Annotated in this window: 11 protein-coding genes; 3 read left to right on the plus strand and 8 right to left on the minus strand. The window is 56.9% G+C overall.

The features are described from left to right. Positions 1-10: 10 nt before the first annotated feature. From C7964_RS03450 to C7964_RS03485, 8 genes are all read right to left on the minus strand, one after another. A complete protein-coding gene (locus C7964_RS03450; protein ID WP_055296136.1) occupies positions 11-295 on the minus strand; it encodes a co-chaperone GroES in 285 nt (94 codons plus the stop codon). Positions 296-563: 268 nt separating this feature from the next. Next, complete coding sequence (ccoS, locus tag C7964_RS03455) at positions 564-722, minus strand: cbb3-type cytochrome oxidase assembly protein CcoS (protein ID WP_055687411.1); 159 nt, start codon at positions 720-722, stop codon at positions 564-566. Further along, a complete protein-coding gene (locus C7964_RS03460; RefSeq protein WP_110278252.1) occupies positions 719-2,866 on the minus strand; it encodes a heavy metal translocating P-type ATPase in 2,148 nt (715 codons plus the stop codon). Before C7964_RS03460 ends, ccoS begins: the two co-directional genes overlap by 4 nt. After that, complete coding sequence (locus tag C7964_RS03465; protein ID WP_110278253.1) at positions 2,863-3,315, minus strand: FixH family protein; 453 nt, start codon at positions 3,313-3,315, stop codon at positions 2,863-2,865. The genes C7964_RS03460 and C7964_RS03465 overlap by 4 nt, the downstream gene beginning before the upstream one ends. Further along, positions 3,312-4,727, minus strand: coding sequence for a cytochrome c oxidase accessory protein CcoG (ccoG, locus tag C7964_RS03470; RefSeq protein WP_110278254.1), 1,416 nt, complete (start codon positions 4,725-4,727; stop codon positions 3,312-3,314). Before ccoG ends, C7964_RS03465 begins: the two co-directional genes overlap by 4 nt. A gap of 145 nt (positions 4,728-4,872) precedes the next feature. After that, the gene (locus C7964_RS20195) at positions 4,873-6,021 is read right to left on the minus strand and encodes a Hint domain-containing protein (protein WP_286163732.1); all 1,149 of its coding nucleotides are present in this window, start codon (positions 6,019-6,021) and stop codon (positions 4,873-4,875) included. A gap of 107 nt (positions 6,022-6,128) precedes the next feature. After that, the gene (locus C7964_RS03480) at positions 6,129-6,779 is read right to left on the minus strand and encodes a DUF924 family protein (protein ID WP_110278255.1); all 651 of its coding nucleotides are present in this window, start codon (positions 6,777-6,779) and stop codon (positions 6,129-6,131) included. A gap of 146 nt (positions 6,780-6,925) precedes the next feature. Beyond that, positions 6,926-9,283 carry a choice-of-anchor F family protein gene (locus tag C7964_RS03485; protein WP_220000156.1) on the minus strand — a complete coding sequence of 786 codons (2,358 nt, stop codon included), beginning with the start codon at positions 9,281-9,283 and terminating at the stop codon, positions 6,926-6,928. 198 nt (positions 9,284-9,481) lie between these two features. Here C7964_RS03485 and C7964_RS03490 point away from each other — a divergent pair, with 198 nt between their 5' ends. From C7964_RS03490 to C7964_RS03500, 3 genes are read left to right on the plus strand one after another with little or no spacing between them, the layout of a single operon-like run. Beyond that, complete coding sequence (locus C7964_RS03490) at positions 9,482-10,711, plus strand: MFS transporter (protein WP_110278553.1); 1,230 nt, start codon at positions 9,482-9,484, stop codon at positions 10,709-10,711. Between the two features lie 53 nt (positions 10,712-10,764). Next, complete coding sequence (gene msrA / locus C7964_RS03495) at positions 10,765-11,415, plus strand: peptide-methionine (S)-S-oxide reductase MsrA (RefSeq protein WP_110278257.1); 651 nt, start codon at positions 10,765-10,767, stop codon at positions 11,413-11,415. Beyond that, the gene (locus tag C7964_RS03500) at positions 11,408-12,157 is read left to right on the plus strand and encodes an SGNH/GDSL hydrolase family protein (RefSeq protein WP_286163733.1); all 750 of its coding nucleotides are present in this window, start codon (positions 11,408-11,410) and stop codon (positions 12,155-12,157) included. Before msrA ends, C7964_RS03500 begins: the two co-directional genes overlap by 8 nt. The last annotated feature ends 1 nt before the right edge of the window (position 12,158 follow it).

Here is a 12,158-nt window from a genome sequence, read left to right on the forward strand (position 1 = left end):
ACCGGTCGGCTTACATGATGCCGAGGATGTCGCTTTCTTTCATGATCAGCAGCTCTTCGCCGTCGATCTTGACCTCGGTGCCGGACCATTTGCCAAACAGCACTTTATCGCCTGCCTTGACAGACATCGCAATCAGCTCGCCGCTGTCCTTGCGCGCACCTTCACCAACGCTGACGATTTCGCCTTCTGCTGGCTTTTCTTTTGCGTTCTCAGGAATGATGAGACCGCCTGCTGTCTTTTCGTCGCCTTCAATGCGACGGACCAGTACACGGTCGTGAAGTGGTTTAAATGCCATCTCTGAACTTCTCCAGTTCGTGTTTCTCCCATGTTAGCACTCAACAGGGTCGAGTGATAACGATGCGTAGGTAAGGATCACATCAGTGTGAGTCAACAGCACGGTGCATCGATTTTTCAGTTTTTTGAAATCCGTCTCAAAAAGCTGGAATGCTGCTTTGTTTTCGTGGGTTTGCGCTGTGCGTGCACGGCGCGCTAAGCGAGGGGTTTCACCCTTCGCGCTCCCCAGGATATTTTCGGGCCGATAATGGGAAAGGTAGGTATTACCGTCAGGGCTTGTGCGGTGCGTCGTCGTCTTCGGAGAGGATACGCCAGGCATCGCCTTCAAGGTCCTCGTACTGGTCGTGTCGCAGGCTCCAAAGGAACGCAGCAAGGCCTACACCGCCAAGAAACAGCGAGACAGGGATCAGGACCACAAGGATGTTCATAGCTTCCCTTTCAGACGCAATGCATTCAGCAGGACGGTGATCGAGGATGTCGACATCGCAATTGAGGCGATCAGCGGTGTCGCAAAGCCTGCCAGTGCGATTGGCACGGCGATAATATTGTAGAGTGTGGATAAAGCAAAGTTTTCCTTGATGCGCGCCCGCGCGGCGCGTGCCACCAAGGGCAGTTCGATCAGCGGTGTCAGGCTGTCGTTGAGAAGAACAATGTCCGAAGCGGCGCGAGAGGCATCTGCTGCCGTTGCCGGTGACACCGATGCATAGGCGGCAGCGAGCGCACCGGTATCGTTCAGACCGTCACCAACCATGAGGACTTTGGCGCCCCTGCTGGACAGGTCGTTGATATAGGCGATCTTGTCTGCTGGCGTTGTTTCGGCTTGCCATGACGTGATGTGCAACATGCGTGCAATTCTGGCGGTTTCATCCGCATCATCGCCCGAGACCAGATGGATGGTAAGGCCTGCTTTTTGCCAGCCTTGCACCAGTGCTTGCGCCCCGTCGCGCAGTTCTGAGCGCAGGGTGATCTTTTGCGGCGTCCGGTCGCCAATTTTGATGTAGGTGCCTTTGCCAGCACCAAGCCACGCACCTGAGCCCAGTTGGACTGTTTGGCCTTGATAATGCGTACTGAGACCCTTGCCTGCGTGCTCCTGCTGGTCGCGCAGCTTGGCCGGCGTGACGCCTTGCAGGGACGCCGCGATGGCTTGTGAAACCGGGTGTGTCGCGTTCTGGGTCAGGGCGAGTGCGATGGATTGTGTTTCGGCATCCAGCGTATCGCGTGCGGCTGCTGGCATGGTCAGTGTACCGGTCTTGTCGAAAACCACGGTATCGACTTCGGCCAGACGTTCGAGGGCTGTGCCATCCTTGACCAAGAGACCTGCGCGGAATAATCGCCCTGCGGCGGTCGTGGACACCGCAGGAACTGCCAGGCCCATGGCGCAGGGGCAGGTAATAATCAGCACGGCCACCGCAATATTCAACGACAGGCGGAAATCGCCGGAATAGAGCATCCACCCGGCAAAGGCGAAAAGCGCCAGCAAATGCACGACCGGTGCATAGAGTGCTGCGGCCTTGTCTGCGATGGCGGTATAGCGATTGCGGGTGGCTTCGGCCTCGTCCACCATCGTGACCATCTTGCGCAGTGTCGTGTCCGCGCCGACGGTTGTTGCGCGGATAGTAAGCGGGCCGGTCATGTTTACCTCACCGGCGGTGACGGTCGTGCCGGCACTTGCGTTGCTGAGGCGGCTTTCACCGGTCAGCAAAGAGCGGTCGATCTGGCTGGCCCCCTCGGTGATCGTACCATCGACGGGAATACGGCCGCCGGGCAAAACCTGTACCAGGTCTCCGATCGCGAGATCGGCAAAGTTGACCATCTGACGCACACCATCGCGCACACGCATGACGCGGGGAACCTCAAGCGCGGAGAGCTGCGCTGCGGCAGAGGCGGCCGCCTTGCGGCTGCGGTGGTCGAGGTAGCGGCCGATCAGCAGGAAGAACGTCAGTGTCACGGCGGCATCGAAATAGGAATGACGCCCGCCGTAAATTGTCTCGTAAAGCGAAATGCCGGACGCAAGAAGGATCGCCAGCGAAATCGGCACATCCATATTCAGACGATAGGCCTTCAGTGACCGCCATCCGCTCTCAAAGAACGGCTGTGCGGAATAGAACAACGTCGGTATCGCAATGATCGCTGTGATCCAGTGGAACATATGCATGGTAGCGCCGATGGCGCCCGACCAAACAGCCACCGACAGCAGCATGATGTTCATGTTGGCAAACCCCGAAACCGCAAGACAGGTCATCAGACCGCGGCCATAGGTATCGGTGTCTGCGCCAAGCAGGCTTGTATCGAGAACACGCGCCTCGAACCCTGCCATTTCCAGTGTATCGATTAGGACTTCCGGTGAAATGGGTTGATCCGTACCGACGGTCACCCGTTTCATGCTGAGGTTCACGCGGGCATTCGCGACACCTTCGATGTCACGCAAAACCCGCTCGACCCCATTGATACAGGCGACACAATGGATGCCTGGCAAGGAAAGTACGATCTGCGATGTACCGTTTGAGGCGGCTTTCTCAAGCTGCCCCTCGGGCAGGCCGATGCAGGCCGGACAGAAGGTTGCGTCGCTCATTTGGCGGTGAGCGGAAAGCGGCGGCGGAACTTCGTGCCGTCCGGCGCGATCAATTCCAGACGCAGGTTCCAATAGCCTTCTGTCATGGTGACAGGCGCGGTGTATTGCGTCCCTGTCCAGGAGAATTCTGGCACGGTATCCATATTGACGTTCGTTGCTTGCCCGAGAATGGCGCGCGTGATTTCTGCCTGCAGGGGGACGCCGCGATGATCAAGGATGTCCACAGTCAGTACACCGCCTGTAATATCGGCACTGACATCCCAGTTGAGCGCATTTTGCGCTGCGCGATCTGCTTGAAAGGTCTGACTGACGGCATAGGAGTTGCGCGCCTCAAGCCCCGGAAACGTGGCAATCGCGTTCCATGCCAATGTCAGGTTCACAGCGATAATGATCCCAAAACCGCCGACCATAAGGGCCAGCATGTGCCATCCGGTAAATTCACGGGTCATTGTGGAACTCTCCCATTAAAGATTGCGTCTTTGTAGGCGCGTTCGCCCGAGGCCTCATCCTCGACCCAGAAGCGCAGATCGACGCGGTCCATGCTGGAGGCGGGGTCAATCGGGCGGGCCGAGACATAGACGCGTTGCAGAAAGGTTTCATTGGCGGGCACGACGATGGTTCTTTGCGAGGTGCCTTCCAGTTCGATGCGCAAAATTTCATCTGAGGTCAGCGAGAGGCGGAAGGTCCGGTCCTCGCCGTGTTTGTTCAGCAAGCGGATGTCATAGATGTTGCGCACTGTGCCATCAGAGAGGGTCACGAAGGTGGGGTTACGTACCGGCGCCACTGTCATTTCGATATCGGCGCGGATGAAAAGCGCAAAGACCAGACCGACGCCAATCGCGGCCCACATGGTCGTGTAGAGCATCGTGCGGAAACGGAAGACGTGCTGCCAGAGTTTCTTGGCGGGTTTGCCCTTGGCTTCTTCCTCTTGGTCGGAGAGCGCAAGATAGTCGATCAAACCGCGTGGCTTGCCGATCCGGTCCATCACGTCATCGCAGGCGTCAATGCAGAGCGCGCAGGTGATACACTCCATCTGCTGGCCATCGCGGATATCAATGCCGGCGGGGCAGACGTTCACGCAGGCCATGCAGTCTATGCAGTCACCCGCACCTTCGATGCGTTTCTTGCCACGTGGTTCGCCGCGCCATTCACGGTAGGCAACAGTCAGCGTTTCGGGGTCCATCATTGCGGCCTGAATACGTGGCCAGGGGCACATGTAGTTGCAGACCTGTTCGCGCATGAAACCGCCAAAGACAAAGGTGGTCGCGGTCAGGACACCGATGGTGATCCACGCAATGGGCGGTGCGGTGAAATTCGCAAGGCTGGCGGCCAAAGTGGGTGCGTCGGCAAAGTAAAAAACCCAGGCGCCGCCTGTCGCCAAGGCAATCAAGAGCCACACAGTCCATTTTGTGATACGCAGGCGGGCTTTGTGCAGGCTCCAATCGGCGTTCCACAGGCGCACCCGCGCATTGCGGTCGCCCTCGATCCAGCGCTCGACGAGGATGAAAAGATCGGTCCAGACGGTTTGCGGGCAGGTATAGCCGCACCAGACGCGGCCAAGTGCGGAGGTGAAGAGAAAAAGGCCAAGGCCTGCCATGATCAAAAGGCCCGCCACGAAATAGAATTCATGGGGCCAGATTTCGATCCAGAAAAAATAAAAACGACGGTTGGCCATGTCGATCAGAACGGCCTGGTCGGGCAGGTTCGGGCCGCGGTCCCAGCGGATCCATGGCGTCAGATAGTAGATCCCCAAGGTCACAGCCATGACCCACCACTTGAGGTTCCGGTAAAAGCCTTTCACGCGGCGCGGAAAAATAGGTTCGCGCGCGGCGTATAGCGGTTGGTTCTCGGAAGAGGACATAGGTGACCTGCAAGTTTAAGTTCTGTTCGCAGGTCCGGTTCTAAGGGGTGGGCGGTGAAACTCTTTGATGTGGATCAAGGAGGCACAGGTCATGCCTGCGGTGCGCTGTCGCAGTTTCATGTCCGCTGAACCGGCCTCGGTGTCCTCAAAGAGACGCGCTTTGCCCTTCTGATCCGCCAAAGAGCGGCTTTTGATTGGCCTGATGCCGCATGGCTAGCTTTCGCATCAGCTTTCCTTGTTCCGGTATATAGCGCGCGGAAACTGCCTTGTAATTTGGGTCACAGCATTCTGGAAACAGGTCTTCGATTTCCTGTCGGGCCTCGGCAGAGACGGCCTTGAGCGCTTCGGGGCCGGTAAATAGGCTTTCTGTCAGTGCGCCGTTTGACCAGACAATTTCATGCGCCTCAAACAAGAAGTGAAAATACGTCACGCCATTTGTCGTATCGTCGATGATGTCGATGCCATCCAGCGCAACGAGTTTGTTGGCGGGGATCAAGACATCTTCGCAATCAAACATCCGCAAAGCGATGATTGAAGAAACAAGAACGCGGTGCTGTGGTGATATAATCAAGTCTTGTCGGGGGTATCCCGCACCCAATGCATCCGCGCGGATCAGAATCGGTTTCAACCGCTCCTTCGCCTCAAGTTGGTCCGAGCTGAGACTGCATGCGCCAATCCAGCGGATGGGTTGAAGCCCGTGGTCGTACGTGAGCACCAGATCGCCAATCTTCAGGTCTTCGACACGGACTTGCCCGTCTGCAGTTTCAATCAGAGTTCCTGCGGCAAAGCAGGGGACATCGACAAACTCGCCGCTGGCATTTGTGGGACCCGTTATTGCTTGGTTGACAACGATCGTATTCGTACCGGTGTCATTCCATGCGGCATCAATCGCTGCGGTGTTAACGGTTAATCCGTTAAAGAGTTCGAGCGGTTCGAGTGCTCCGCCCGTGGACCGCGCGCCAAAGAGTTCGACAGTGCCGTCGGGGTTGATCACCAAGCGGACCAAGGGCGCGCCGTCAACCGTGCCCAACTGCCAGATTTCAGGGATGCGATCACTGCCGACATTCGACCCGTATGTGCGACCGTCGGTGAAGCGGATCGTCTGCCCTGCGGTAGCGTTTGCTTGAAACTCGACCTCGTTTGGCGCGCCAGCAGGGCCGCCGACAAAGAGATCAACACCGTTGATTTGAACACTGAAACTGTTGTCGAGCGTGGCAAAGTCGATGATCAGGCCGCCGTTGGGCGTTTCGTCAAAGAAGGTTGCCGTCTCACTGACTATGTTGAAATCTGGCACTGTTGGTCACTGGTCCTGATGATCTGTGCGGAGATTAAAGCATAACGGGCCAACCGTTAAGAGAAATTCATATCGGGGTGTGGACTAACCGAAACAACCGTCGAAGGTTAACTCCCGTCGGTCGGTTCGGTCCGTGGAAGATGCGGGAAATCGCCTGTGGAGATGTAGCTTTCCTCATCCGCGCTTGAAACGCGCCCGTAATGAACGTTGCGGTGCGGGTGACGGCCAAAGCGTTCAATTACCCCGCGTACCCGCGTGTTTTGCGCGCGCAGAGAGTCCCCCATATTGGCCAGAACCGCAGGCATCTCTGAGATAAGCGTCTCGGAGAGCTCGTCGATCAACGCGATGCGGTCCAGATGATCGGGGCCTTCACAGTGACCCAGCGCGATCAGATAAAAGAGCTTCTTCCACGGCTTCACGGCTGCGAAATGCCCGTTGGCGATCCCTTCAAGCACCAGCCGATTTGCTTTGATATCTTGTGCATAGGCCCCCGGCGTGTCGCGCCAAAGCGAGCGGGGGAACTGGTCCAATGCGATCAGCAGCGCGATGCGCCCTTCGGCGGTATCGGCCCAATGATCCAGTTCGGATCTCGCCGCGGCACGCGTCAGATCGGCGTGGTTTTGAATGATGGTTTCATCCATTCCACCATACATGCGCTCCTCAATCCACGCCGAGAACCGCTCTTCGCTTTCCCAGAACCCGTTATCGGGAAACCACAGATCAAGCACCTGGTCCGGTTTAAAGCTGTGGTCGGCCATCTTCAAAAACCCCTTTTAGATTGCGCCAGCACCGCCTGACCTTCCGTCATAGTCACCTGTTCGAGGGAGTATAGCAATGGCCTTGAACGCGGGGGGCGGCCCACGCAATGTAGGCCGCCCCCGTTTGTTTCGCGTTCCTTGGCTGTTTAGAACTGAACGTTCAGGCCGAACTGAAAGCCGTGTCTTTCGTAGGTGTCGCCGAATGCGCCACCATAGCCCGCTTCAATCCGGATATCGCGTGCGGCACTGGATGAGACCAGGCTCTGGAACCCGAGATTGACCCCGACAAAGTCGTCGTCACGCCCTTCGATCGGGAAGGATGCAGCGGGCAATCCGTCAAAGCCGGTTTCGATCAGCAGATCATCACTGGACATTGTGTTGTAGGCGACACTGCCTGTCAGCTTGTTCTGACCCGTGGCGCCGGGGATGTCATATGCGCCTTTCAGGCCGAATGATCCCATGAATGTGCTGCCAGATTGCTCTCCTACTGTCAGGTTGAACGCACCAGCACCGGTCTCGGTGAAGCCGTCGACTGTGACATTGTAGAACCCGATGGATGCCATCGGACCAACTGCAAAGCCGCCCAGATCGCGCAGATAACTGGCTTCGACTGCCCCAAAGGTTTGCGAGCCTTCGGTATTGCCGGTTGCCGTTTGGTCGAGGACATTGCGGGTGCTGTCGTAGGTTGCGTCCTGATACCCGAAAAGGGCCTTGAAGCTTGCGCCGGTCTCCATATTCGCGCGCGCAAACCCGATCAAGGACAGACCGGTCATTTCAACGTCACCAAGCCCGTCAGCAGCTTCGGCAGTTGATGTTGTTCCGCCGACCGCGATACCGACCGAGGTATTCGCGTTCACACGGTTTTCGACACCGACAGTGAAGGATGTCGCGTCGACATCATAGCCGATCGACCCCGACGTTGCATCATAGGTCGCAGCCGATCCACCCAGTGACGCGAGGCCATAGAGGTTTCCGCCCATGAGCCAGGACTGCGCTCCGCCGCTTTGCGTGACACCGATGCTATCGCCGCCAGCAACCGGCGCCAGACCGGTGATCGCACCGACATGACCCTGCGCTGCTTCAAAGCCCATCGCAGTGTAAGCAGGTGCAATGGTGAACCCCGTGCTGGTCAGAGCGGCAGCTTGCTCGGCTGGTTCCAGCGCGAGGATTGCTGCGATAGCGTCCTCATACTCCTCTGCATTGCCGACGTCCCAGTAGGGCACGTTCGCTGCTGCATCGAGATAACCCGCCAGTTTGAACTGGTAGTCGGACTGGGCCTCTGTCACGATCGGGACGAATTCCGGCACCCAGCGCAGGGTGAATACTCCGTCTTCGATCGTGCCAATGGTAATATCGTAATTCAGGTTTGCATTGCGCAAATCCTCAATCGGATCGACTGCAAACAGTCCGTTCGCTTCTGCTGCGGCGACAATAGCATCAGGCACGACACCGGATGCATAATCCAGATCGGCTACTTCGACGCCGAGGGTTGCTGCCAATTCTGCCAGACGTTCAGGCAGAAGAACGGGTGGTTCGGCGCTTCCCGGAAGGTCGTCGGGGACTTCCGTAAGAGCGAGGTTTCCGTAGTTCCATTCGCCATCCGCGATATTGTACCACGCGATCAGAGCAGATTCGTCATCGGGATTGTCGTTGTCGTCCCAGAACAAGCCATCAGGCACCATGGTATTGTCGAGAAAGAAATCGCCGAACGCTGCTGTGTAGTCGCTATTTGTAAACGCTGCGTCCGCACCGCTGGCTGTGCCAAAGGCAAGAACGTCCTCACTGAAATCCGAGGTAAAGCCTGCGCGGCTCTCGGAGAAGAACCCGATATCGCCCTCATTCCCGCCTTCGCCGAACAGGCCATCGACCAGCCGTCCGCCAAGGCCGATTTCAGTTGCAGCGAGATTGAACAGAACTGCATTTGCAGGGTCCGACGGGTCCATCAGCACACCATCAGAATCCCTTAATTCAAGCGAGAAGCCGGTAATGCGCGCACCTGTGAAGTTCGACACTTTGCCGAATGTGAAATAGTCGACCGAAGACGTATCAACCAGATTGCTTTCTTCATCAAAGTACGGATCGCTGTTGGTCTGGAAGGTCATTTCGAACGGATCGGGACCGGTCAGCCATGTCTTGATCCGCTTGCCCGAACCAGGGGCGGAATCGCAGTAAATGTCTGGGTTGTTGGCCATCAGACAGTTCACGACATCACCGCGCGACTCGATATCCTCACTGGTGTCCGAGAAATCCGTGATGATCACTTCAAACGGATCAAGGTACAGGAACTCGCCAGGGTTTTCGGGGTCGTCAACCCGCGTGCGTGTAAACGTAACGGCCTTGACGCCCGGCGCCAGAACACCTTCTTCAGGATCGGAAAAAATCAGTCCATCACCCGATGTTCCTATCAGCGGGTTCTCAGAAAGTGTGTCCGCCCAAGCAGTTGTACCGGCAAGGGTAAGTGCTGCTACCGATCCCGCGGTGATAAACCTTGTCCTTTGTTTCATCATCTCGAATTCCCCTAACTCTCAAAGTGGTTCCTACACATTCCAGATTCGGAATTATTAAGGGGTAGCGATGCAGTGATGTGTTGCTATTGATATATGTCAAAAATTGAATGTTTGGGTCTGGTTTGGAAGACCGAGCAACGGGCATATGCAACCAAAGTCTCGCTTTTCGCGATCAGGAGGCGTAAGCGTTTCGACATGAATATTGTTCGCCTCGAAGATGCCCGAAACTTACCGCTGTGGCGCAGGCCCACATCGCTCTTGTTTGTCATGGCAATGGCGATGCCTGTTGCCTTTGCGACGTGGTCGGCGCTGCTTAATAACTTTGTGATTGAGGTCGCGAATTTTGATGGCGCCGATATCGGCTGGCTGCATACTGTACGCGAAATTCCGGGCTTCTTTGCAATCGGTGTGATTGCGTTGATCATGTTTATTCGCGAGCAGGTCTTGGGGCTGGTCGCACTGATTATGCTGGGGGCGGCCACGGCTGTGACGGCACAATTTCCCGAAATGGCAGGCATTTTGACGGTAACAATGCTGTCGTCGATCGGGTTCCATTATTACGAGACAGTCAATCAATCGCTGCAGTTGCAGTGGATTGACAAGAAGCGCGCGCCGCAAACGCTGGGCTGGATATTGTCGGCGGGATCGGGCGCAACGCTGATTGTGTATCTGCTGATCGTCGTGAGCTGGGAACGGTTCGGTTTGACATATAGTACTGTCTACTGGCTCTCTGGCGGGTTTACGGCCGTTGTCGCCACGATGTGTCTGCTTGCTTATCCGCAGTTTGAGGCACCGCACCCGCAGGTCAAGAAGATGGTCCTGCGCAAGCGCTATTGGCTCTACTATGCGCTGCAATTCATGTCGGGCGCGCGGCGGCAGATCTTTGTCGTCTTCGCGGGTTTCATGATGGTCGAGCAGTTTGGTTTTGCCGTTGATGACATCACCAAGCTGTTCATGTTCACCCTGCTGATCAATATGTTTGCAGCGCCGTTGCTCGGTAGGATTGTGCAGGTCTTCGGTGAACGCCGGGCGCTGGTTTTCGAATATGTGGGGCTGTGTCTGGTGTTCTTCGCCTATGGTGGCATTTACTATTTCGGCTGGGGCGTTTTGCTGGCGACGGGGCTTTATATCGTGAACCATTTGTTCTTTAGCCTCGCACTTGCGATCAAGACCTACTTTCAAAAGATCGCTGATCCGCAGGACATTGCGCCCACCGCGGCGGTGGCCTTTACGATCAACCACATTGCGGCTGTCTTTTTGCCGGCGCTGCTGGGCTATGTCTGGCTGCAATCGCCGGGTTTGGTGTTTTTGATGGCGGCGGGAATGGCGATTATTTCGCTGTTGCTCTCGCTTTTGATCCCGCGCCATCCGGCCCCCGGTCACGAGACCGTGTTTCAGGGCCGGTTGTTGGCTGCGGCAGAGTAGTAAATCCGCCTGACCACACTATATTAAAGGCGAACCTGATAGGAGGCGTTCATATGTTTTTCATGTCCCGCGCGAAATCTGAAATGGTAGCCAAGGATGCAGCACTGCCGGGCCGTGCGCATGCGATCCCCACAGCCAAGACCCATTACGTGTTCGAGACCCCGCTGACAGGCGAGGTGCCTGCGGGCATGGAAGAAGCCATGTTCGGTATGGGCTGTTTTTGGGGTGTCGAGCGGATGTTCTGGAAACTGGACGGCGTGCAATCGACCATGGTGGGCTATGCGGGCGGCTATACCCCCAACCCGACCTATGAAGAGGTCTGTTCCGGCAAGACCGGCCATAACGAGGTCGTGCGCGTGATCTATGATCCTGCGGTCATTTCCTATGATCAATTGCTACAGGTCTTCTGGGAAGGCCATGATCCGACCCAGGGAATGCGGCAAGGCAATGATACAGGAACGCAGTACCGTTCCGGTATTTATGCCTATTCAGCAGCACAAAAAGCTGCTGCGGAAGCTGCAAAAGAGGCCTTCGCCCCGCGTTTGTCGCAGGCCGGTTACGGCGCTATCACAACCGAGATCATTGATGCACCGCCATTCTATTTTGCGGAAGAGTATCACCAGCAATATCTGGCCAAGAACCCCGGGGGTTACTGCGGGATTGGTGGCACGGGCGTGACCTGCCCGATTGGCGTGGGTGCCTGACACGCGCGATACACTTCATATTGCCGCACGGATTCTGCTGCTGCCTGTCTTGCTGGGGCAGGCAGTATTCGTGCGCAAACGCTATATTGCATTGCCGGAACCAACGGGAGATCGCACAGGGACGATCGGACAGGGGCCGCCATTACGGCTTTTGATCCTTGGCGACAGCTCGGCCGTGGGGGTAGGTGTCGCGCGGCAAGAGCAGGCCTTGCTGGGGCAGTTGACCACGCATTTGGCCCCCCATGCGACCGTGACATATCATCTGCACGCTGTGACCGGTGCCAAGACATCAGATGTATTGGCGTGGCTCGATACGCTGCAAGAAGGGCCATACGACGTTGCCGTCACCGCTTTGGGCGTGAATGACGTGACAAAGGCTGTGTCGCTCGGGCGATGGCAGCGACAACAAACAGCTTTGCTTGATCGGCTGACGACACAGTGCGGTGCGCGTAAGATCGTCGTCTCGGGCCTGCCACCGATGGGCCAGTTCCCGCTCTTGCCACATCCCTTGCGTTGGGTACTGGGGCGTCAGGCGGCGCGCTTCGACAGGCATCTGCATGCGCTTGTCGTGGCACGGCCTGCCTGTACGATGGCGCGTATTGATCTGGGTCTGGACAAAACGAACATGTCGGAAGACGGGTTCCACCCCGGCCCTGCGGTCTATGCGGCTTGGGCCAAGGAGATTGCGCAGATCATCCTTGCGGACCGTGAATTGCTTGACGGGGCGCGGGGCGCGCCATAAC

The sequence above is a fragment of the Loktanella sp. PT4BL genome, assembly GCF_003201935.1.
Lineage (GTDB): Bacteria > Pseudomonadota > Alphaproteobacteria > Rhodobacterales > Rhodobacteraceae > Yoonia.